22 protein-coding genes and 1 tRNA gene are annotated in these 22,195 nt (G+C 60.5%); 13 read left to right on the top strand and 10 right to left on the bottom strand.

Translation table 11 applies throughout. The features are described 5' to 3' along the window. Nucleotides 1-604: 604 nt before the first annotated feature. The 3 genes from AAEZ09_RS25590 (at nt 605) to AAEZ09_RS25580 (ending at nt 4,801) form a co-directional block, all read left to right on the top strand. Nucleotides 605-1,810 (top strand): acetyl-CoA C-acetyltransferase, encoded by a 1,206-nt coding sequence (locus AAEZ09_RS25590; RefSeq protein WP_350601274.1) that lies wholly within the window; start codon nt 605-607, stop codon nt 1,808-1,810. 24 nt (nt 1,811-1,834) lie between these two features. Beyond that, nucleotides 1,835-3,979, top strand: a complete 2,145-nt coding sequence (locus tag AAEZ09_RS25585; protein ID WP_350601272.1) for a 3-hydroxyacyl-CoA dehydrogenase NAD-binding domain-containing protein — start codon at nt 1,835-1,837, stop codon at nt 3,977-3,979. Between the two features lie 93 nt (nt 3,980-4,072). After that, entirely contained in the window at nt 4,073-4,801 is a 729-nt protein-coding gene (locus AAEZ09_RS25580) for an amidotransferase (RefSeq protein WP_350601271.1), read from the top strand. 87 nt (nt 4,802-4,888) lie between these two features. On the opposite strand, the gene AAEZ09_RS25575 is transcribed toward AAEZ09_RS25580, so the two are convergent. The 3 genes from AAEZ09_RS25575 to AAEZ09_RS25565 form a co-directional block, all read right to left on the bottom strand. Continuing rightward, the gene (locus tag AAEZ09_RS25575) at nt 4,889-5,863 is read right to left on the bottom strand and encodes a magnesium and cobalt transport protein CorA (RefSeq protein ID WP_045058971.1); all 975 of its coding nucleotides are present in this window, start codon (nt 5,861-5,863) and stop codon (nt 4,889-4,891) included. A 125-nt stretch (nt 5,864-5,988) separates the two neighbouring features. Next, the gene (locus AAEZ09_RS25570; RefSeq protein WP_045058972.1) at nt 5,989-6,711 is read right to left on the bottom strand and encodes a 1-acylglycerol-3-phosphate O-acyltransferase; all 723 of its coding nucleotides are present in this window, start codon (nt 6,709-6,711) and stop codon (nt 5,989-5,991) included. A gap of 348 nt (nt 6,712-7,059) precedes the next feature. Then, a complete protein-coding gene (locus AAEZ09_RS25565) occupies nt 7,060-7,749 on the bottom strand; it encodes a crotonase/enoyl-CoA hydratase family protein (RefSeq protein WP_045058973.1) in 690 nt (229 codons plus the stop codon). 308 nt (nt 7,750-8,057) lie between these two features. On the opposite strand from AAEZ09_RS25565, the gene AAEZ09_RS25560 reads away from it, so the two are divergent. The 10 genes from AAEZ09_RS25560 to AAEZ09_RS25515 all read left to right on the top strand — a co-directional run bounded on the left by AAEZ09_RS25560 (nt 8,058) and on the right by AAEZ09_RS25515 (nt 13,484). Continuing rightward, nucleotides 8,058-8,147 (top strand) — tRNA-Ser (locus tag AAEZ09_RS25560). Between the two features lie 183 nt (nt 8,148-8,330). Further along, nucleotides 8,331-8,603, top strand: coding sequence for a BrnT family toxin (locus tag AAEZ09_RS25555; protein ID WP_350601269.1), 273 nt, complete (start codon nt 8,331-8,333; stop codon nt 8,601-8,603). Beyond that, nucleotides 8,563-8,844 (top strand): BrnA antitoxin family protein, encoded by a 282-nt coding sequence (locus AAEZ09_RS25550; RefSeq protein ID WP_205892514.1) that lies wholly within the window; start codon nt 8,563-8,565, stop codon nt 8,842-8,844. Before AAEZ09_RS25555 ends, AAEZ09_RS25550 begins: the two co-directional genes overlap by 41 nt. Nucleotides 8,845-9,125: 281 nt before the next feature. Continuing rightward, entirely contained in the window at nt 9,126-10,400 is a 1,275-nt protein-coding gene (locus AAEZ09_RS25545; protein WP_350601294.1) for a serine hydrolase domain-containing protein, read from the top strand. 143 nt (nt 10,401-10,543) lie between these two features. Next, entirely contained in the window at nt 10,544-10,732 is a 189-nt protein-coding gene (locus AAEZ09_RS25540) for a hypothetical protein (protein ID WP_201147202.1), read from the top strand. Nucleotides 10,733-11,042: 310 nt separating this feature from the next. Further along, nucleotides 11,043-11,414, top strand: coding sequence for a bacteriocin (locus AAEZ09_RS25535; RefSeq protein WP_350601268.1), 372 nt, complete (start codon nt 11,043-11,045; stop codon nt 11,412-11,414). Between the two features lie 255 nt (nt 11,415-11,669). After that, nucleotides 11,670-12,140 (top strand): glycine zipper domain-containing protein, encoded by a 471-nt coding sequence (locus AAEZ09_RS25530; RefSeq protein ID WP_205892513.1) that lies wholly within the window; start codon nt 11,670-11,672, stop codon nt 12,138-12,140. 30 nt (nt 12,141-12,170) lie between these two features. Continuing rightward, nucleotides 12,171-12,350 (top strand): hypothetical protein, encoded by a 180-nt coding sequence (locus tag AAEZ09_RS25525; protein WP_045058979.1) that lies wholly within the window; start codon nt 12,171-12,173, stop codon nt 12,348-12,350. 95 nt (nt 12,351-12,445) lie between these two features. Then, nucleotides 12,446-12,658 (top strand): hypothetical protein, encoded by a 213-nt coding sequence (locus tag AAEZ09_RS25520; RefSeq protein WP_205892512.1) that lies wholly within the window; start codon nt 12,446-12,448, stop codon nt 12,656-12,658. Nucleotides 12,659-12,788: 130 nt separating this feature from the next. Next, complete coding sequence (locus AAEZ09_RS25515) at nt 12,789-13,484, top strand: HAD-IA family hydrolase (RefSeq protein ID WP_350601266.1); 696 nt, start codon at nt 12,789-12,791, stop codon at nt 13,482-13,484. Between the two features lie 65 nt (nt 13,485-13,549). On the opposite strand, the gene AAEZ09_RS25510 is transcribed toward AAEZ09_RS25515, so the two are convergent. The 7 genes from AAEZ09_RS25510 to AAEZ09_RS25480 form a co-directional block, all read right to left on the bottom strand. Further along, complete coding sequence (locus AAEZ09_RS25510) at nt 13,550-14,296, bottom strand: 3-oxoacyl-ACP reductase family protein (protein WP_045058982.1); 747 nt, start codon at nt 14,294-14,296, stop codon at nt 13,550-13,552. Between the two features lie 212 nt (nt 14,297-14,508). Then, the gene (locus AAEZ09_RS25505) at nt 14,509-15,750 is read right to left on the bottom strand and encodes an OprD family porin (RefSeq protein WP_350601264.1); all 1,242 of its coding nucleotides are present in this window, start codon (nt 15,748-15,750) and stop codon (nt 14,509-14,511) included. Between the two features lie 152 nt (nt 15,751-15,902). Further along, nucleotides 15,903-17,642, bottom strand: coding sequence for an acetyl/propionyl/methylcrotonyl-CoA carboxylase subunit alpha (locus tag AAEZ09_RS25500; protein WP_350601262.1), 1,740 nt, complete (start codon nt 17,640-17,642; stop codon nt 15,903-15,905). Then, nucleotides 17,639-19,258 carry a 5-oxoprolinase subunit B/C family protein gene (locus AAEZ09_RS25495; protein ID WP_350601261.1) on the bottom strand — a complete coding sequence of 540 codons (1,620 nt, stop codon included), beginning with the start codon at nt 19,256-19,258 and terminating at the stop codon, nt 17,639-17,641. Before AAEZ09_RS25495 ends, AAEZ09_RS25500 begins: the two co-directional genes overlap by 4 nt. Nucleotides 19,259-19,267: 9 nt before the next feature. Then, complete coding sequence (locus tag AAEZ09_RS25490) at nt 19,268-20,074, bottom strand: putative hydro-lyase (protein WP_350601260.1); 807 nt, start codon at nt 20,072-20,074, stop codon at nt 19,268-19,270. Continuing rightward, entirely contained in the window at nt 20,071-20,841 is a 771-nt protein-coding gene (locus AAEZ09_RS25485) for a LamB/YcsF family protein (RefSeq protein WP_205892506.1), read from the bottom strand. Before AAEZ09_RS25485 ends, AAEZ09_RS25490 begins: the two co-directional genes overlap by 4 nt. 28 nt (nt 20,842-20,869) lie before the next feature. Continuing rightward, nucleotides 20,870-22,132 carry an NRAMP family divalent metal transporter gene (locus AAEZ09_RS25480; protein ID WP_236695849.1) on the bottom strand — a complete coding sequence of 421 codons (1,263 nt, stop codon included), beginning with the start codon at nt 22,130-22,132 and terminating at the stop codon, nt 20,870-20,872. Nucleotides 22,133-22,195: the final 63 nt, after the last annotated feature.

Below are 22,195 nucleotides of genomic sequence, written 5' to 3'. Positions count from 1 at the left end.
CATTTCTACGGCGGCGATAACAAAAGGCGCTTAAATCAGCCGATGACCTTGGTCAGGTTCGGCAAAATCAACAACAGCGTGGTGGCGAAAAGAATGAGCCCGGCTTGACGTACTTTCGATTGTTTGAACATGGCTTGACCGCCTTTATTGTTATTTCCTGATGCCTGCCTGCATATCTCCATGACGGCAGAGCGTTGCACTTCCTGTCCGACGAGCGCCTCGGCAAAACCCGACGACAACTTCGTACATGATTACCTTAGGGCCCGCGTCACTCTTGGCTTAGATCTATTTCATATGGGGAGATATCCATAGGCTATGAAAATAGCATGAGGCCTATTGCCAGCTTCTTTGCCGCCCGTTTGCTAGACCTCTCGCCGACCTGAAACGGTTAATCCCGTAGCACGCTACCGTTCGTCTGAGCGTGTGCGTCAATGGTGCTGAGCGTTGTGGTCATTGAATGTGGTGGGCTGAGGCATCAGGTTAAGGCTTCCTGAAGATCAAAAGATCGCAGCCTTCGGCAGCTCCTACATTAATCGCGTTGTCCCTGTAGGAGCTGCCGAAGGCTGCGATCTTTTGATCTTCAACTACAACAGGTGAGGACGTCATGACCCAAGCTTTGATTTTCGACGCGTTACGCACGCCCCGGGGCAAAGGCAAGGCCGATGGCGCCTTGCACAGCGTCAAACCGATTAATCTGGTCGCCGGCCTGATGACCGCGCTGCAGCGGCGCATGTCCCTGGACACCAGCCAGGTCGACGACGTGGTGCTGGGGTGCGTGACGCCCATCGGTGATCAAGGCTGCGACATCGCCAAGACGGCGGCGCTGGTGGCGGACTGGGATATCAGCGTGGCGGGTGTGCAGATCAACCGGTTTTGCGCCTCGGGGCTCGAGGCGGTGAATCTCGGGGCGATGAAAGTGCGTTCCGGTTTTGAAGACCTGGTGGTGGTCGGCGGCGTCGAATCCATGTCCCGGGTGCCCATGGGCAGCGACGGCGGGGCGTGGGCCCTGGACCCGCAAACCAACCTGCATACCCATTTTACCCCGCAAGGCGTGGGCGCCGATCTGATTGCCACACTGGAAGGCTTCAGTCGTGAACAGGTCGACGCCTACGCGCTGCATTCCCAGCAAAAGGCAGCGCGGGCTCGGGCCGATGGCTCGTTCAGCAAATCCCTGGTGCCGGTACAGGATCAGAACGGCATCGTCCTGCTCGATCATGATGAATTCATTCGCGCCGACACGACTCTCGAAGGGTTGGGCAAGCTCAAGCCGAGCTTCGAAATGATCGGCCAGTTGGGCTTCGACGCCACTGCGCTGCGGGTCTACAGCCATGTGGAGCGGATCAACCACGTCCACACCCCCGGCAACAGCTCCGGCATCGTCGATGGTGCAGCGCTGATGCTGATTGGCTCCGAGGCCAAGGGCCGGGCACTGGGCTTGCAACCCCGGGCGCGGATCGTTGCCGCGGCGGTGACCAGCACTGACCCGACCATCATGCTCATGGGGCCCGCCCCGGCCACGCGCAAGGCCCTGGCGAAGGCCGGTTTACGGGTCGAGGATATCGATCTGTTCGAGGTCAACGAGGCCTTCGCCTCGGTGGTGCTGAAGTTCATCAAAGACATGGCCATCGACCCGGACAAGGTCAACGTCAACGGCGGCTCCATCGCCATGGGGCACCCATTGGGCGCCACCGGCTGCGCAATCCTTGGCACCTTGCTCGACGAACTGGAAGCCCGCCAGCTGCGCTACGGCCTCGCGACCCTGTGTGTCGGCGGCGGCATGGGCATCGCCACGATCATCGAACGCCTCTGAGCCCCGACTTCAAGGAACATCGTCATGACCGAAGCCATCCGTTACGAAAAGGGCCAGGACCAGATCGTCGTCCTGACCATTGATATGCCGGGCCAGAGCGCCAACACCATGAATGCGCTGTACCGCGACGCCATGGCGGACTGCGTGAAGCGCCTGGTCGAAGAGAAAGCGTCGATAGCCGGCGTCATCATCACCTCGGCGAAAAAGACTTTCTTTGCCGGCGGCGACCTCAATGAACTGATCAAGGTCGGCAAGCCCGAGGCCAAGGCCTTCTACGACATGGTATTGACCCTCAAGGCCCAGCTGCGCGCCCTGGAAACGCTCGGCAAACCCGTGGTCGCCGCGATCAATGGCGCAGCGCTCGGCGGTGGCTGGGAAATCTGCCTGGCGTGCCATCACCGCGTGGCGCTGGATCATTCCTCGGTGCAGCTTGGCCTGCCGGAGGTCACCCTGGGCCTGCTGCCGGGCGGCGGCGGGGTCGTGCGCATGGTGCGCCTGCTGGGGATCGAGAAAGCCTTGCCGTATCTGCTGGAGGGCAAGAAGGTGCGGCCTCAACAGGCCCTGCAGGCCGGTTTGATCGACGAGCTGGCGCAGGACCCGCAAGAGTTGCTGAGCAAGGCCCGGGCCTGGATCCTGGCCAATCCGGCCGCCGTGCAGCCATGGGATGTGAAGGGCTACCAGATTCCCGGCGGCACGCCATCGCACCCCAAAGTCGCGCAGATGCTGGCGATCGCGCCATCGATCCTGCGCAGCAAAACCCAGGGCTGCATGCCCGCGCCGGAAAAAATCCTCTGTGCGGCGGTGGAAGGGGCCCAGGTTGATTTCGACACCGCGCACCTGATCGAGACCCGCTACTTCACCGAGTTGACCACCGGCCAGGTGTCGAAAAACCTGATCGGCACCTTCTGGTTTCAACTCAACGAAATCAACGCCGGCGGCTCCAGGCCCCAGGGGCATGCCCCGTTCACCACGCACAAGGTCGGCGTGCTGGGTGCCGGGATGATGGGCGCGGGCATTGCCTTCGTCAGCGCCTCGGCGGGTATCGAGGTAGTGCTCAAGGACATCAGCCTGGCCGCAGCAGAGAAGGGCAAGGTCCACTCGGCGACACTGCTGGATAAAAAAGTCGCTCGCGGGCAGCTGTCATCCGAGCAGCGCGAAGCGATTCTGGCGCGGATTCTACCGAGCGAAAATGATGCTGACCTGGCCGGCTGCGACCTGATCATCGAAGCTGTGTACGAGGATCGGGAGCTCAAAGCCAAAGTGTCCTCGGCCGCGCAGAAAGTCGTCGGTGCCCAGGCGGTGATTGCCTCCAACACGTCCACCTTGCCGATCAGCGGCCTCGCTACCGCCGTGCCGGACCAGACCCGGTTCATCGGCCTGCATTTTTTCAGCCCGGTGGAAAAAATGCCCCTGGTGGAGATCATCAGAGGCTCGCGCACCAGCGATGAAACCCTGGCCCGGGGTTTTGATTTCGTCCTGCAAATCAAGAAAACCCCGATCGTCGTCAACGACAGCCGTGGATTCTTCACCTCGCGGGTGTTTGGCACTTTCACCAACGAAGGCATTGCCATGCTCGGCGAAGGCGTCAGCGCGGCGATGATCGAAACCGAGGCGCGCAAGGCGGGCATGCCGATTGGACCGCTGGCGATTTCCGACGAGGTTTCCCTGAGCCTCATGAGCCACATCCGCCAGCAAACCGCCAAGGACTTGCAGGCGGAGGGCAAACCGCTGATCGAGCATCCAGCCTTTGCGGTGATCGATCTGTTGCTCAACGAGTACAAGCGTCCTGGCAAGGCCGCAGGCGGCGGGTTCTATCAATACCCAAGTGGTGGCCAGAAGTACCTGTGGCCGGAACTGAAAACACGCTTCGAAACGGCCGACGGGCAGATCTCGCCCAAGGACGTGCGCGACCGCCTGCTGTTCGTGCAGGCCATCGAAACCGTGCGGTGCCTGGAGGAGGGCGTGCTGACTTCGACGGCGGATGCCAACATCGGCTCGATTTTCGGCATCGGCTTTGCGGCCTGGACCGGCGGCGCGTTGCAGTTCATCAACCAGTACGGCGTGCAAGACTTCGTCGCTCGCGCGCAGTACCTGGCCGAGCAATATGGCGAGCGATTCACGCCGCCGGCACTGCTGCTGGAAAAAGCGGCCCGGGGGGAGACGTTTTAGGGGACCGATGATGCCTGTGGGGCTTGCCTTGTCACGGTGTTTCGAGGCAGGCTCTGGGTGTGCATTATTCCCATCACGTGTCAGGTATTTTTTATGTCGTTACGCATCTGCATTCTGGAAACCGACATCCTGCGTCCGGAACTGGTCGATCAATATCAGGGTTACGGGCAGATGTTCCAGCGTCTGTTCACGCAGCAGCCAATTGCCGCCGAGTTCACGGTGTACAACGTGATGCAGGGCGAGTATCCCGACGATGAGCAGGTGTTCGATGCTTATTTGGTCACCGGTAGCAAGGCCGATTCCTTTGGCACCGACCCTTGGATAGAAACCCTCCGGGCTTATCTGCTCAAGCGCTACGAGCGCGGCGACAAGTTGCTCGGCGTGTGTTTCGGTCATCAGTTGCTGGCGCTGCTGCTGGGCGGCAAGAGCGAGCGCGCCTCTCAAGGATGGGGTGTCGGCACCCACAACTACAAGCTCGCGGCCAAGGCGCCGTGGATGAGCCCGGTCGTGGAAGAGCTGACGTTGCTGATCAGCCACCAGGACCAGGTCACCGCGCTACCGGAAAACGCCACAGTCATCGCCTCCAGCGATTTCTGCCCGTTTGCCGCGTATCACATCAACGATCAGGTGCTGTGCTTCCAGGGGCATCCAGAGTTCATCCACGACTACTCGCGAGCGCTGCTGGAGATCCGCCAGCAGGCCCTGGGTGAGCAGATTTACCAGAAGGGCGTGGCCAGCCTGGACCATCAGCACCACGGCGCGACCGTGGCCGAATGGATGATGCGGTTCGTGGCGCACAAGCCAGAGCTCAAAGCGGTCTAGCCGAAAGCTCTGGGAGCAAGGCTTGTGAGCGCAAAACTGTGGGAGCAAGGCTTGCCCGCGATCGAGTGCGCAGCGCTCGCCTTGCTCCTACAACCACCCCGATCTCTTGAAACTCGCCCATAAACTCACACAGCCCACCGCAATAAACCCCAGCACCGCAAAATATCCGTAGTGCCAGGTCAGCTCCGGCATGTTCTGGAAGTTCATCCCGTAGATCCCGGCCACCGCCGTCGGGAACGCCAGAATCGCCGCCCATGCCGCAAACTTGCGCTGCACCACGCTTTGGCGTGATGCCTCCAGCAACACCCCGACCTCGATCGTCTGGCTGGCAATGTCGGCCAGGGTCGTGAGGTCTTCCATCTGCCGGGTGACGTGGATCTGCACGTCGCGAAAGTACGGCCGCATGTTTTTGTCGATGAAAGGAAAGCTGAGCCTCTGCAGCTCCTCGCCAATCTCCACCATGGGCGCTGCATAACGCCGCAGGCGCACGACATCGCGACGCAGGCCGTGGAGCTTCTGGATATCGCGTTCATTCAGCGCGCTGCACAACACATTGCGTTCCAGCTCATCGATCTCGGCGTGGATCGCTTCGCCCACCGGCTGGTAGTTTTCGATCACGAAGTCGAGGAGCGCATAGAGGACAAAATCTTCCCCGTGCTCCAGCAGCAGCGGACGTGCCTCACAACGTTGTCGGACGTAGGCGTAGGACGCCGAATGCCCATTTCGCGCAGTGATGATGTAGCCGTTGCCGGCGAAGATGTGGGTTTCAATGAACTCGAGTTTTCCGTGTTCATCGCGGATGGGCGAATAGGTGACGATAAACAGCGCGTCGCCGAAGGTCTCGAGCTTGGGCCGGCTGTGTTTCTCCAGGGCGTCTTCAATGGCCAGTTCGTGCAGGTTGAACTGGCGTTGCAGGTTGGCCAGTTCCTGGGCATCGGGCTCTTCCAGCCCGATCCAGACAAAGTGGTCAGGCTTGGCAGCCCAGGCAGCGCCCTCGTCGAGGGTGATGTTGGTAACTTTTTTCCCGGCGCTGTAAACCGCAGCCGCAACAACTCTACCCATGGTGTTGGTTCACTTCTGATTAGCAGGCAGTGTCCAGCTTAGCCCGTAGGAGCTGTCGAGTGAAACGAGGCTGCGATCTTCTTACACTGTCGCCTGTACGCTCGGCCATCCATGGCCAAGATCGACTAGCCCGCCAGAATCTGCCGATCCATCGAAGCAATGCACTCACGCATCTGCTCGCGACATTGCTCGATCAATGCCGGCATATCATCCAGGCTCAACCCGGCCGTAGGAATTGCCGGCAAAGAGCGGATCAGAATCTTCCCGCTATCCCAGCGATTCAGGCGCATGTGCTTCACATAAGTGCTGACGCACACCGGCACAATCGGCACCCCGGCAGCGATCGCCATCTGGAACGCACCTTTCTTGAACGGCAGCAGATCTTCACCCAGGTTACGCGTGCCTTCCGGAAACACCCAGATCGAAGTGTTTTCATTCTGCAGCGTATGAGTCGTCGTCAACATCGACTTGCGCGCCTTCTGCGCATTGCCCCGGTCGATCAGCACGTTACCGGCCAACCAGAACAACTGCCCGAACAGCGGTACCCACTTCAGGCTCTTCTTGCCGATGCACACGGTGCGGTACGGAACCACGTTGCCGAACACGAAAAGATCATAGTTGGACTGATGGTTGGCGATGATCACGCAGCTCGCAGGCTTGTCCATCAACGGGCCAACTTCGGCCTTTACCCGCAGGCGCAGGATACACATGGCCGGCCAGGCGTAGAGGCGGGCGCACAGGCGGCTGTTGTCCGGGTTGAAAGGTCGGCACAGGCCGAGAATCACGCCCAGCACACCGGCGAGAATAAAGTGCAATCCCATCAATAACATACGAAACGCGAACAGCATTTAGAGGCCCCACCGGGACAAAAGGTGGCGCAGTGTACGGATGTGCACTGTTTTCGGCAATTGTCGCTATAGAGTTCGGAGATAGGCGATGTTTAAGCACATGTTTCCGACTTGTGTGTCAGACGCGTCCTAGAGCTGTCGTAGGATTTTTAACCGATGGGTAAGAAAAAGCCCGACACGAGGGTCGCAAAGCTTTGTAGGAGCGAGCTTGCTCGCGAAGAACTCGTGGACACCGCGTTTTCCCAGGCTTCACGCGTGATCGTTGACGTTTTTCGCGAGCAAGCTCGCTCCTGCAATGAGCAGCATGACCGCACAAGGGTCGGGCTTCTCAGTGGCGCCAGTCCGGGCTTAGCCCATATGTTGCTGATCCAGGACGATGGCGTTGTCCAGCGTCTCCAGCAGCGCCTTGCGCACTTTCAGCTTGGTGTTCTTGTGCGCGGTCATGTTGATCTTCTTCAACTGCCGGGCAGCAGCCAGCGCAGCCCCTTGCAGTTCATCGGCAGACACCACGACGTCAAGGAAACCTGCGTCCACGGCACTTTGCGGATTGAACATCTCGCCATTGATCACGGAGCGGTGGAAGGCCGACTTGCGCAGTCGATCGCGCGCCAGCTCGATGCCGGCATGGTGCATGGTCATGCCGATCTGCACTTCGTTAAGGCCGATGCTGAAAGCCCCCTCGACCCCAATGCGGTAATCCACCGACAACAGCAGGAACGCACCCTTGGCCACCGCATGTCCGGTGCATGCAACGATCACCGGGAACGGGTGCGCCAACAGGCGGCGAGCCAGCGTCGAGCCAGCCGTGACCAGGGCTACGGCTTCCTTGGGACCGGACGTCATGACCTTCAGGTCATAACCCCCCGACAAAATCCCGGGCGTGCCGGTGATGATCACCACCGCGCGATCAGTCACCGCCTGATCCAGCGCAGCATTGAACGCGGCAATGACGTCCGGCGAGATCGCATTGACCTTGCCGTTGCTCAAGGTCAGTGTCGCGATACCGTCTTCGAGGTGGTAGGAGATCAACTCACTCATGACGCGGTTCCTTGTATGAAAGATGAGGCAGACGTTACCCACCACCGTAGGCCAGGTAAAGCGCCGTGACTGACTCGCCGGTCACCCCGTGTCGCCGCTCAGCGCCTGGCCAGCCACCGCCGCTGTGCCATCCCCTCTATATAGAAGGGGCGGCCAAGCCGGAGATTGGCAGGTTTGCCATGGCCTGCGCGTAGCCAGAACAACTAAATCGCTAACCGCATGAAAATTCTGAAAAAAATATTTGCCATCGGAAAAGCTTTCGACTACATTAGCGCGCCTCGACAGACAGAACATGTTTGAAGAGATACGGTGAAGTGTCCGAGTGGCTTAAGGAGCACGCCTGGAAAGTGTGTATACAAGAAATTGTATCGAGAGTTCGAATCTCTCCTTCACCGCCACATTAAGTAAACACAAACCCCTGATTTTCCTAGAGAAAGTCGGGGGTTTGTGGTTTTTGGTGTCTGAAAAAGACCGTATGGGAACGACATGGGAATGCGGCGGGCTCGAAGGCCTGTTTCGTATTCTTTAAATGTCATGACAAAAATTTTGCCTCCATAGATTTTTGTACATACAATAAAGCGATGCAAATAACCTTCGATCCCGCCAAGCGTGACAAAACCCTGTTCGAGCGGGGTGTTGATTTTGCCGACGCTGGTGCCGTTTTTGCCGGGCATCACTTCACAGGCGAAGACACACGACAGGAATACGGAGAGGTCCGCTTTATCACCTTGGGGCTGCTGATCGGTCGAATGGTTGTAATTGTCTGGACACCTCGCGGCGAGGCCCGCCGCATCATCTCTATGAGGAAAGCCAATGAACGCGAACAAGTGCAATACCGAAGCCGCCTGGGTTGACCCAGATGATGCACCTGAGCTCACAGACGCTTTCTTTAAGCGCGCTGACGAGTTCAACGGCACGCGACTTGTCCGGCGCGGTAGACCCAAGGCGGACGTGGTGCGCGAGCGGATCACGATCCGACTGGAGCCAGACGTGTTGGCTCAATTCAAGGCATCTGGCCCAGGTTGGCAAACGCGGATGAATGCCGCCTTGGCCGACTGGCTCAAGACACATACACCAGGTGATTTGAAAGCATAGCCACCGACCGGAGTAGGTCGGCGGGAGTCTGGCGCCCGTAGAGGTCGGGGCAGCAGCGCGGGAACGGTGATGAGCCGTTACCCGCGTTTTTTATGGGCGTTGTTTGTGCTGCCCCTCTGGCCTGCTCCAGCGGGAGGACAGTGGAAAGGTGGGGATCTTAATTCGTGAAGTGTGCTGTTAACATCCAGCCCTGGCCACTCACCTCTCGAATGGAATCGATCCTCATGCCACTGCCTGACACCACCTACCCGAAAATCGCCAAGTCGGCCGCCACGCTGCTGATGTCGATCCTGCCATGCCTGGCTTTCGCGGTCACGCCAACAACTTTCCCGGACGCTGCAGCCAGCGACCCCGCCAAACTTGGCTGGATGGTCGGCTCGCCGCCGCCCCCAGAGCGCACCGTGCGGTTTGCCGATGGTAGTTATTTCCAGTTTCCGGCGATGCGCTGGAGTGTTTCCAACTTCCGGCAGCTGATGCCCACCGTCAACGTGTCCCGCGGGCTGGGTGAGCCTGTTGCGCTGGAGTCAGCCTTGCGCCAGGACATCGATGCGCTGAGTTTTACCCCGCTGGGTGCTCAGCAGTCGATGACCTGGGAGCAGTCGCTGGCGGCGACTTATACCGACGGGATTGTGGTGCTGCATCGCGGCAAGCTGGTCTATGAGCGTTATTTCGGTGTCCTGGGCCCGCAAGGTCAGCACGCGGCGATGTCAGTGACCAAGTCGGTGGTGGGCACACTCGGTGCCACGTTGGTGGCTGAAGGGCAGATTGACGATAACAAGCGAGTGGTCGAGTACGTGCCTGAACTGGCGGGATCGGCGTTCGGCAATGCAACGGTGCGCCAGGTCCTGGATATGACCACCGGCCTCAAATTCAGCGAAGACTACGCCGACCCGAAGGCTGATGTCTGGGCCCATGGCCGGGCGGGGAGTCCGTTGCCTTTCGCCAAGGACTATACCGGGCCGCGCAGTTACTTCGAGTACCTGCAGACAGTGCAGCCCCAGGGTGAGCACGGTGCCGCGTTTGCCTACAAGACGGTGAACACCGATGTCCTGGGTTGGATTATCGCGCGTGCGACCGGTCGTAACGTGGCGCAGTTGCTGTCGGAGCGTATCTGGAGCCGCTTGGGAGCGGAGCAGGATGGGTATTTTTCCGTTGATTCCATCGGCACGCCGTTCGCCGGTGGTGGGCTGAATACCGGGCTGCGTGATCTGGCGCGATTCGGTGAGATGTTGCGTAATGACGGCCGCTTCAATGGCCAGCAGATTGTGCCCAAGGCGGTGATCGACGACATCCGTCGCGGTGGCGATAAACAGGCGTTTGCCAAGGCCGGTTATGACTTGCTCAAGGGCTGGAGCTATCGCTCGATGTGGTGGGTGACGGACAAGGAGGGCGGGGCGTTCATGGCGCGCGGGGTGTATGGCCAGAGGATTTATGTCGATCCCAAAGCCGAGCTGGTGATCGTGCGGTATGCATCGCACCCGGTCGCAGCCAACGCCGCCAATGATCCGGTGACGCTGCCGGCCTTCGAGGCGCTGGCTCGGCATCTATCCCGCTAGAACCAGAGTCCATTCGTCGGGCGCGCTGTGATATGAATGACAAGTCCAGTCGTGACCGACTAGTCTCAAAATCCTTGGTGATCGATATGGTTCGGGCAAATAGGGCTTGCCGGTGTCGATCCCGCGTTTGAAGGGGCGAAGTGATGACTGAACCGTATATCGAAGACGACGGGTCCGAGTTTCCGATCAACAATTGCGTCCAGTGTGGCCAGACCGAATACGTGGCCAGCTTTGGGGAGGACAAGCACCAGGTTGGCAAGATCAAATCGATGGTGAGCCAAGGACCCAAGGCGAAGTTCCTGCCCAGGGTAGCGGCCGCTTCCAGAAAGTAAGCAGCCATCTGACAACCCCGCTGAACAGCGGGGTTTTTTATGTGCGCCGAAACAATTTAACCAGGCGTGTTGATCTCAAATTCTTTCACAACTTTTTCACAAGGGTTTGCGTAGTCTCAGCTCATCCGTTAGAAAGCAAGTCCTGGCCCGTTTCCCCAGCGGGCTTTTTTTTGCCTGTCATAAAACCTTTTCCCATATCGCTGTCCAATCGTCGCTGTTTCCAGCAACGGAGGATTTGTGTGGACGTTTCCTCCGCAGGGGCATTCAATGCCCGGGTTTCGGTTTCTCCCTATTTTTTGAGGTTTTTGTCATGCGTTTAACACTGCCTGCTCTGGTTCTGGGACTTTTCGTTGCGCAAGGCGCGATGGCCGCTGGCGATGGCACGGCCGCGATCGGCGGCGGCCTGGGCGGCGCCTTGGGTAACGTGGTTGGCCAAAGCATGGGCGGCAGCACGGGCGCAGCAGTCGGCGCAGGCGTCGCGGGCGCAGCCGGCAGCGCTGTTGCCGCACGTAAAGGCAGCCGCACCAAGGCTGCGATCGGCGGTGGTGTTGGCGCTGCAGGTGGCTCGGTGATTGGTAACAGCCTGGGCGGCAAGACCGGTTCCACCATCGGCGCAGGCCTGGGCGGTGCATTGGGCGGTGGCGTCGGCAGCAACCTCAGCAAGGGTCACAAGCGTCACTGATCCTGGCGGATCGATACAAAAGCCGGGAGTGCGCTGAGCACCGTAGGAGCGAGCTCGCTCGCGAAAAACCAGAGGACGCCGCGGAGTGTCTGGGGCCCCGCGTCATCGTTAACGACCATCGCGAGCAAGCTCGCTCCTACAAAAAGCGCCTTAACAACAGAGCATCATGGCTAATTGCCTGGCTTTTGCGTTTATGAACGTTTCTGTCCGCAGAGGCTCAAAGCCATTACATCCCCAACGCATGCGAGGTGCACCATGACATCAAAATCCGAAAGCAAACCAGGCGACTGTCGTCGTCAAGGCTTGACGTTGTCTGCATTGGTATTGGGACTGATGGTCAGCCACGGCGCCATGGCCGCTGGCGACGGCACCGCAGCAGTCGGCGGCGGCCTCGGTGGGGCACTCGGGAATGTCGTGGGTCAGCAAATGGGCGGCAGCACTGGCGCGGCCATCGGCGCAGGCGTCGGTGGGGCTGCGGGTAGCGCGGTAGGTGCGCCCAAGGGCAGCCGCACGGCAGCTGCGGTGGGGGGTGGTTTGGGTTCTGCGGGTGGTTCGGTGATTGGCAACAGCCTGGGCGGCTCGACCGGTTCGACCATTGGCGCAGGCCTGGGTGGCGCAGCCGGTGGCGCTGTCGGCAACAACCTGGGTACCGATGACGGTGGTTCGCATTCCAAGGGCAATCACAAGCACAAGAACAAAAACAAATATAAGAATAAGCATCGTTGATCCATCCCTGCACCCTGCGAGGTATGCTCCATGACGCCTGAAACAGAAGGCAAGGAAGAAAAAGGTCCGAGTGGACTGCCGTTTATCAACGATCCGGGAAATGAAGATCCGGGGTCGGTTATGGATGACGCGACAGTGCCGCTCAATGACTCCGATGACGCTGGCGATGTCGACTACGAAGACGAAGAGCTGGACGAAGACGAGCAATAAGCTGCCGACCGACTGTCTCTCTCATAGCACTGCCGTGCCGCCGAGGTCGTCGAACTGTCAGGGCCTGCCATTGCAGGCCCGTCGAGAGGTGGCCCATGAAACCTGTTCCCAAAGCATTCGACCCGGATGAAACGCCTGAGTATCCCCTGCCATCACCCACGGACTCCCTGAGTCGGGATCAACGGCCGCCTGACGAAGACACGGCCGTGGAGCAGTTGCCCGAGGATGATGTGAAGCGTGGGGATGTAGAGGCCGTTCCCGATGATCAGGACATTGCCGATAATGATGCATCGGATGAACCGAGCTGAAGTCGTCGTGGCTGTCGGGTGCGCAACTCTCTGGCCTGCCCCCTGTCAATATCCTGCTGAACCCTTTAATCCGTCGCAGAATCGGTGCTAACGTGCGGGTCCTCTTGTTGTTGAAAACGGATCAGACGCGATGAATGCACCGCTGAACGAATTCGGCCCGATCAAGGCTGTGATTTTCGATATGGACGGCTTGTTGCTGGACACCGAGGGCATCTACACCGAGGTCACGTCGATGATCGTCCAGCGCTATGGCCGGGTGTTCGACTGGAGCATCAAACAGAACATCATCGGGCGCGGCGCAAATGATCTGGCGCGCTACGTGGTCGAGGCCCTGGACCTGCCGATCTCCGCAGAAGAATTCCTGGTGATTCGCGAACCGCTGATGCGTGAGCGTTTTCCACACGCGCTGGCAATGCCCGGCGCACAGGAACTGGTGCGGCACTTGAAGGCGAACAATATCCCCATCGCGGTGGGCACCAGTTCTTCACGTCAGTCGTTCGGCCAGAAAACCACGCTGCACCGGGAGTGGTTCGATTTATTCGATTTCATCGTCACGGCTGATGATCCGGAAGTGGGCGCGGCCAAGCCGGCACCGGACATCTTTCTGACCGCCGCGCGGCGTCTGGGTGTCGATCCGGCCGACTGCCTGGTGTTCGAGGATTCGCCCTTCGGCGTCACAGCAGCGAAGGCGGCGGGCATGACCGCCATTGCCATCCCGGATGCGGCCATGGCGGATGAAATGTACGCACATGCCGATGGCATCCTGCGCACGCTGAAGGCGTTCAAGCCCGCTGACTGCGGCTTGCCGGCGTTGGAATGGGCGTAAACCAGCAGGCATGAAAAAGCCGGCCACCTGATCAGGTGGCCGGCTTTTTCACGCAGGTGTCGCCATCAGGCGCCAAAGCCGCCGTCGATGGTCAGGCTGGCACCCGTGATGTAGCCCGCTTCAGGGCCCACCAGGTACGCCACGAAGCTGGCGATTTCATCGGCATGACCGTAGCGACCTACTGCCATCAGCGGGATCAGGCTGTCGGCAAAGTCACCCTGTGCAGGGTTCATGTCGGTGTCGACCGGGCCGGGTTGCACGTTGTTGATGGTGATCCCGCGCGGGCCGAGGTCGCGTGCCAGGCCTTTGGTCAGGCCGACCAGCGCCGACTTGCTCATGGCGTACGGACCGCCACCGGCGAAGGGCATGCGATCGGCATTGGTGCTGCCAATGTTGATGATGCGACCGCCTTCGGTCATATGCCTGGCAGCGGCCTGGGTAGCAATGAATACGCTGCGTACGTTGATGGCCAGGGTCTGGTCGAAGTCTTCGAGCTTGAAATCTTCCAGTGGCGCAACCGCCAGCACACCCGCGTTGTTGACCAGGATATCCAGCGCGCCGAAGGCTTCGACGGTGGCCGTGACCGCGTGACGGATGGCCTCGGCATCGGCGCTGTCGGCCTTGATGGCCAGTGCCTTGCCGCCATTGGCGGTGATGCTGTTCTGCAATTCTTCGGCTTTTGCCGTGGAGCTTACGTAAGTGAAGGCAACGGCTGCGCCTTCAGCGGCCAGGCGTTTGACGATGGCTGCGCCAATACCGCGGGACCCTCCTTGGATCAAAGCCACTTTACCGCTGAGGTTCTGAGTAGTCATGTCTGTCTCCAAAGTCGCCGGGGCGAGATGCCCCGGTTGATGGAGCCTAGTATCGGTTCGGGACTACCTGCTGGGTAGCCGGTCATCACGATAGTCTGTGTAAACCATAAGTTTATAATGGCTGCTGTGGAAACCATCAGCAGTATCGAATGCTGAGGGCTTCCCAGGGCTGAACAAAGGCTTTTGTCAAACGTCGGTCAAGCGATCCGCCTTCACCACAAGGCCAATGTGTAACTCAGGATCAGCCGTGTCTCATCCAGGTCATTGCTGAAGTTCGAGCGGACCGTCGCATTTCGAACCTTGACCCCAAGATTCTTCAGCGAACCGCTTTGCACCACGTAGCCGATATCGGTGTTTCGCTCCCATTCTTTCCCCGAATGACTGCCCGCTACCTGCACATTGTCGCCGTTGACGTAACGGGTCATGAAGGTGAGGCCGGGAATGCCCAGTGCGGCGAAGTTGTAGTCATAGCGCACCTGCCATGAGTGCTCATCGGTGTTGGCAAAGTCGTTGATCTGCACAAAGTTGACCAGGTAGGGGTCGCTATTGGCGATGTACGGGAACGGGTCGTCACCGCTCATTCGCTGATAGGCGCCGGTCAATACGCTGGAGCCAAGGGTGTAGGCCACTTGCCCGTTCGCTGCACGGTTGTCGAGTGGGCGGAAATTACCGTCGTCGGTACTTTTCGAATAACGCAGGTCGAACTTGAGCGACTGTTGCGCGGCGAGAGGGATTTCATAAACTACGCCGCCAAAGTACTGGCGATAGACATTTTCCAGGTTGCCGTAGAACAGGCTTGTACTCAGGGCTTTATTAAAACTGTAGGTGCCGCCGGCAAATCGGAAATCATCACTGACGCCGCCGATGCGGTTACCCGTGAAGTCCTGGTAGTTTGAAGAACTGTTAAACTTGATTTGCTGTAGTTTGCCGCCTTGCAGGGCCAATTGGTCGATATCTTTTGAGGTCAGCAGCGCTCCTTCGAAGGTCGAAGGCAACAGGCGCGTGTCATTACTCGACACTACTGGCGTACGGAAAGCCAGGGAGCCGACTTTGAGTTCCGTTGCAGAGACCTTCGCCTTGGCCGTCAGGCCCAGCTTGGAATACTCGCTTTGCGAACCGCGGCCGTTCTTCGAGCTGAGGTCAGCGGGCAACAGGCCGGTTCCACCGGACCCATCACCGCCGTCAAGCTTGATGCCGAGCATGCCGATGGCATCAAGGCCAACGCCAATAGTGCCTGCGGTATAACCCGACTCGATGCGCAGCATCGCGCCCTGCGCCCACTCCGCCGCAGCGTCACGCTCTGCCGTGGGCGGGCCGTTACGAAAGTCACGACTGAAGTAAAAGTTGCGCAGTTCCACACTCGCTTTGCTGTCGGCAATAAAGTCGGCAGAGGCGGTCACTGGTAAAACCAGCGCGCAGGTACCCGCAATGGCAAAAGCCTTGTTGATTGACATGCTCTTGATGCTCCAGATAAACGGCAGCTTTTAATGGTCAGGTTTTATTGTTTTTTTCATGAAAAGTTACAGCTGAACTTTTCTGCGGGCAGCACGCGGCAAACGGGTGGTTAACCCGTTGCGCGACTACCTGTAAAAGGAAAAGCTTTAAATCAAGCCAGGGTCTTGATGCGGCCAATCACCGAGCCGGCTTCAAAATAGTCACCTGCCTGTTTGGCGATCTGCACCTGGCCTTCACAAGGTGCAAGGACCGAAGTTTCCATCTTCATGGCTTCTACAACGGCGATGACCTGCCCGGCACTCACCGACTCGCCGTCTTCGACCACCCAGGTATGCAGATTACCCGCCACGGGGGTCAGTACCGCCTGCGGGTCAATGACCTCGGATGGGGCCGCGCTTTCGCTGGTGGTACCCGCTGCATTCAGGCTGACGCCGCGCAGCAGTGCAGCCGGAAGGCCCAGTTCGTGGCGTTTGCCGTCGATCTCGACAAACGTACGCAGGATTTCCGGGTCGGCCGATACAGCAGCACGTGGGGCGAGCGTGATCTGCTCGGCGAAATCGGTCTCGATCCAGCGCGTGTGTACGGCGAATGTATCGGTACCGGTGAAGTCATCATGGTCCATGACGGCCCGGTGGAACGGCAGCACCGAGGCGATGCCCTCGATGTTGAACTCAGCCAGTGCGCGCCGGGCGCGGACGATAGCCTGTTCGCGAGTGGCGCCGGTGACGATCAGTTTGGCCATCATCGAATCGAAGGTGCTGGGCACTCGCGAACCGCTTATAACGCCGCTGTCCAGGCGCACGCCCGGGCCAGACGGTGGCAGGAAATGGGTGATCTGACCGGGGGTGGGCAGGAAGCCTTTGCCCGGGTCTTCCGCGTTGATGCGAAACTCGAAGCTGTGGCCACGCGGGGTCGGCGTCTCGCTGAAGGACAGCGGCAAACCATCGGCGATCCGCAATTGCTCGATCACCAGGTCAACCCCGGTGGTCTCTTCAGTCACCGGGTGCTCGACCTGCAAGCGGGTATTGACCTCAAGGAACGACAGGGTGCCATCCTGGCTGAGCAGGAACTCCACCGTACCGGCACCGACGTAGCCCGCCTTGGCGCAGATATCCTGGGCAGACTGATGAATACGCTGGCGCTGTTGGTCGCTGATAAAGGGCGCAGGCGCTTCCTCCACCAGCTTCTGATTGCGCCGCTGCAAGGAGCAGTCACGCGTGCCGACGACGACGACCTTGCCGTGTTTGTCGGCGAGGATCTGCGCTTCGATGTGCCGGGGACGGTCGAGGAACTGCTCGACGTAGCATTCGCCACGACCGAAGGCCGCTTCTGCTTCGCGTACGGCTGAGGCGAACAATTCAGCCACCTCATCCATGCGCCATGCGACTTTCATGCCGCGTCCTCCGCCTCCAAAAGCTGCCTTGATGGCAATTGGCAGGCCGTGCTGCTCGGCAAAGGCCAGTACTTCGGCGGCGCTTTCGACTGGGCCAGGCGTACCGGCCACCAGGGGGGCACCGACCAGGTGGGCAATTTTTCGCGCCTCGACCTTGTCGCCGAGCACGTCGATGGTATCCGGGTTGGGACCGACCCAGATCAGCCCGGCCTCGATCACTGCCCGGGCGAAGTCGGCCCTCTCAGACAGGAAACCATAGCCGGGGTGCACGGCATCGGCGCCGCTGCGTTTGGCGATGGCGATCAGTTTGCCGATGTCCAGGTAGGTCTCGGCCGGGCGCTGGCCATTGAGTGAATAGGCTTCGTTGGCTTGGCGCACGTGCAGGGCGTCGATGTCCGCATCGGCATACACCGCCACAGACTGCACGCCGTAGTCACTGCAGGCGCGGGCGATGCGGACAGCAATTTCACCACGGTTGGCAATCAGTAATTTCTTCATGGGAGTTTGTTCACATCGGCAGTTGATGAAGAGGCTTGCGTATCGGGTTGCATCTCTTTGAAGCCACCCAGAGGGTTGAAGCGAATCTGCGCATTGACCGGGATCTGGCCCGCCAGGTCCAGGTGGTAGCTGGCGACTGCGCCGATCACCGGGTAACCACCGGTCAACGGGTGATCGGCGAGAAACAGCACCGGTTGGCCGCTGGCCGGAACCTGGATGGCGCCCACGGAAGTGCCTTCGCTGGGCAACTCCTGATGGTTGCTGCGTTCCAGCGGCGTTTCACCCGCCAGGCGAATACCAACCCGGTTGGACTGTGAGGTGACGCGCCAGAGCTGGCTGCCCAGACGCTGGATGGCGTCTTCGGTAAACCAGTCAGTGCGCGGCCCCATGACCACGTCGAGGGTCACGATGTTGGCCGCGGTGGGCAGGTCAAAGGCGGGAGATTCGTTCAACGAAACGCTGGTGCCTGTCGTCAGCGCGTTAAAGCCCAGTCGGTCACCGGCCGCGAGAGCAGGGGGGCCGACCTGGGCGAGCGTGTCGGTGGAAAGGCTGCCGAGCACCGCAGTGGCCTCAAAGCCGCCGCGAATCGCCAGGTAACTGCGCAACCCTGCCGAAGGTGAACCCAGGCTGACTTTGTCCCCGGGCTCCAGTTCGATGGGCTGGTAGTTGTCGGCAGACCATTGCAGGCCACTGGCGTTGGTGATGATGACCGGGGTCTGCGCGCCGGTGATTGCGATCACCGCATGGCCATGACAGATGAAGCTCAGGCCGCCGAGCACCGCTTCCACGCAGGCCATGTCCGAAGGGTTGCCGACCGCGCGGTTGGCTGCGCGCAGCGCGCCGAGGTCCAGCGCGCCGGAGCGGGATACGCCTTGGCCGGTCTGGCCGGGGCGGCCCATGTCCTGCAACACGCAGTGCAAGCCGGGCGTAATGATTTGCAGGTAGGCACCGCTGGGGGCGGCGGCGCTTGCCTGCGCAGTGGGGGCGGGCAGGCCACCTGCCGGAAGCGGGCCGGCATCGGTGAACCGCACTTTGTAGCCGGGGCGAAGCAGGGCCGATTCAGCACGGTTCAGGTCCCACATCTGCAACGGCGTGACGCCGATGATCTGCCACCCGCCAGGGCTGGCTTGCGGGTAAACACCGCTGAATTCCCCCGCCAGGGCAACCGCTCCTGCGGGTATGCGGGTACGCGGCGTTTGTCGGCGAGGCACCTGGAAACCCGCACCGCCGGTCAGGTAGGCGAAGCCCGGAGCGAAGCCGCAAAAAGCCACGCTGTAGTCATGGGCGGTGTGGCGTTGAACCACCTCGGCGCGGCTGATCCCCAGCAGGGTGGCGACCTCTTCCAGGTCTTCACCGTTGTAATGAACGGGAATTTCCACCCGGCGATGCTCGATCGCGCGGCGCTGGCTCAGGTCCTGGCCGGCGATATGATTGACCAGCGCCTGCCGCGCAATGGCGCTGGGGCGGAACTGGATCAGCAGGGTACGTGCGGCAGGAATGATTTCTTCCACGCCCGCAATAGGCTCCGCCGTCAGGGCGTCGAACAATGCCAGGGTCTCATCCAGGTCGTTCAATTCGACGAGCAGGGCGTCCAGGTTTACCGGCAAGAAACGCACAGCAGACTCCTAGACGTGGTACGTGCTGTCGGGCACGTCGGTAATGAACATGTGGCCGGGCGAATGGGTGATTGCGAAGGGTACGCCCGAGGCCATGACTGCGGCTTGAGGCGTTACGCCGCAAGCCCAGAACACCGGGACCTCGCCCGGCTCGACGCGCACGGCGTCACCGAAATCGGGCCTAGCCAGGTCGTCGATCCCCAGCAAGCCAGGCTCGCCGACGTGGACCGGTGCGCCATGCACCGAGGGGTAGCGCCCGGAGATACCGCAGGCCTCGGCCACGCGATCAGCGGGGATCGGCCGCATCGAAACCACCATCTCACCCTGCAGGCGCCCGGCCGGGCGGCAGGCACGGTTGGTCAGGTACATCGGCACGTTGCAGCCATCGGCGATATGCCGCACTTCAATGCCTGCCTTTTGCAGGGCTGTTTCAAAGGTAAAGCTGCAACCGATCAGGAAGGCCACCATGTCGTCGTGTTCGGCCCAGGCCTGGGTGGCGTCGCTGACTTCCTCCACCAGCTTGCCGTCACGCCAGATACGGTACAGGGGCAGATCGGTGCGCAGGTCCGCCCCTGCCGCCAGCCGGGTGTGGGGTCTGGCGGCGTCAGTGACGTCAAGCACCGGACAAGCCTTGGGGTTGCGTTGGGCATACAGCAGGAAGTCGTAGGCCCAGTCGCGGGGCAAGGCAATCAGGTTCGCCTGAGTCATGCCCGGGGCGATGCCGGCGGTGGGGGTGACCAGGCCGCCGCGGTAGGCCGAGCGAGCTTCACGGCCAGCGGCGATGGCCGCCTGACGAGCGCGTTCCAGGGCGTTCATGGACGACCTCCGGCAAACGGTTGCAGGGACATGTTGGCCTGTTCCAGCACGCGACGCAGTTCGCGGGCCATGTCCACCGCTGCCGGGCTATCGCCATGGACGCAGATCGAGTCGGCCTGGATGCTGACCAGGCTGCCATCGATCGCTTCCAGGGTGCCGTGCTCAACGAGATGCAGCATGCGTTGGGCGACGAGCTTGGGATCGTGCAGCACGGCGCCGGGCTCGCGGCGAGAGACGAGGGTGCCTTGTGGCGTATAGGCACGGTCAGCGAAGGCTTCGGCGATACACTGCAAGCCCTCGTTACGGGCCAGTTCAATGAGGCTTGAGCCTGCCAATGCAACCAATACCAGGCTGGAGTCGATCGCGCGGATGGCTTCGATCACGGCCAACGCCTGACGACGATCGTGAGCAATGGTGTTGTACAGGGCGCCGTGGGGCTTCACATAGCGCACGCTGCTGCCAGCGGCCTTGGCCAGGCCCTGCAGCGCGCCGATCTGGTAGATCACGTCAGCCGTCAGTTCATCGCTGGACAGGTCCATGTTGCGGCGGCCAAAGCCGACTTTGTCCGGGTAAGCGACATGGGCACCAATGGTGACCTTTTTTGCCACTGCAGCTTTCAGCGTCTGCAGGATGCCGGCCGGGTCGCCGGCGTGAAAACCGCAGGCGACATTGGCGCTGGTCACGACGTCGAGCATCGCGGCATCGTCGCCCATGCGCCAGGCGCCAAAGCTTTCGCCCAGGTCGCTGTTGATGTCTATCGTTGGCATTAACTTGACTCCTTGTTCGTCATCGGGCTCACGCAATGTTGAGGAAGGCAAAGATCGGCCCGACGGATTTGATCGCCATGTACCAGGTCAGCAGGCAGGTCACGGCGCCCAGCAGCAACAACCAGCGTGGGTAATGGTAACCGTCCATGAGGTCGGACCGGCGCCAGCCGACGTAGATGAAGATGCTCAGGCCGATTGGCAGTATCAGGCCATTAAAGCCGCCCGCGAAGAGCAACAATGCCGCCGGAGCCGTGCCCATCAGGATAAAGATCAGCAGCGACAGGGCGATGAACACCATCGTGGCGCGGTTGCGTCCCTTCTCGGTGATGCTCGGCATGAATACGGTGATGAAGGAAATGGACGTGTAAGCAGCGCCGATCACACTGGTGATACTGGCGGCCCAGAGGATGAGGCCGAAGACGCGCAGGCCGATTTGCCCAGCCGCTGCCTGGAAGGCTTGCGCGGCCGGATTGGCGCCCTGACCCGAGGTATCGATGACGACGCCGCTGGCCACCACGCCAAGGATGGCGAGAAACAGGACGTAGCGCATCAGACCGGTGACCAGGATGCCGCTCAGGGCCGCCCTGGTCACTACCTGGAGGTTTTCGACGCCGGTAGTACCGCGGTCCAGCAGTTTGTGAGCCCCGGCATAGGTGATGTAACCGCCGACCGTGCCTCCGACAATGGTGGTAATGGTGGCGAAGTTGATCTGGTCCGGAAGTACGGTCTGGTAGAGCGCTTCACCCAGTGGCGGGTTGGAGGCAAAGGCCACGAACAGGGTCAGGCCAATCATCACCAGGCCCAGCACGACGATCAGCCGGTCGACGGCCAATCCGGCGCGGTGGGAGAGGAAGATGCCGATGGCCAGCAGGGCGCTCAGGCTGCCGCCCCATTTTGCATCAAGCCCCATCAGCGCGTTCAGGCCCAGCCCGGCACCGGCGATGTTGCCGACGTTGAACACCAGGCCGCCGAAGATCACCAGCACCGCCAGCAGGTACCCACTGCCTGGAATCGCTTTATTGGCCACGTCTGCGGCACGCATTCGGGTCAGGGTGACGATGCGCCAGACGTTCAGTTGCACCACGAAGTCGATAAGAATCGACGCCAGGATACCGAACGCAAATGCCGCACCCATCTTGGCCGTGAAGGTGGCGGTCTGGGTAATGAATCCAGGACCGATGGCAGAAGTCGCCATCATGAAAATGGCGGCGATCAGGGAGGACCGTCGCGCCTTGGCAAAATCCTGAGCGGTCTGTGTCCCGGCGGACGGTGTCACGGCTGTCTCTGTCACGGCATCATTCCTTCGGTAGGGGATGATTTGATTGAGCAACGAGCGTGCCAGGTTTCAATCATA

This window comes from Pseudomonas sp. 65/3-MNA-CIBAN-0223, assembly GCF_040310425.1.
GTDB classification, from domain to species: Bacteria; Pseudomonadota; Gammaproteobacteria; order Pseudomonadales; family Pseudomonadaceae; genus Aquipseudomonas; species Aquipseudomonas gregormendelii.
Note: the sequence above shows the minus strand (reverse complement) of the source record. Positions and strands in the feature narration are given on the sequence as shown.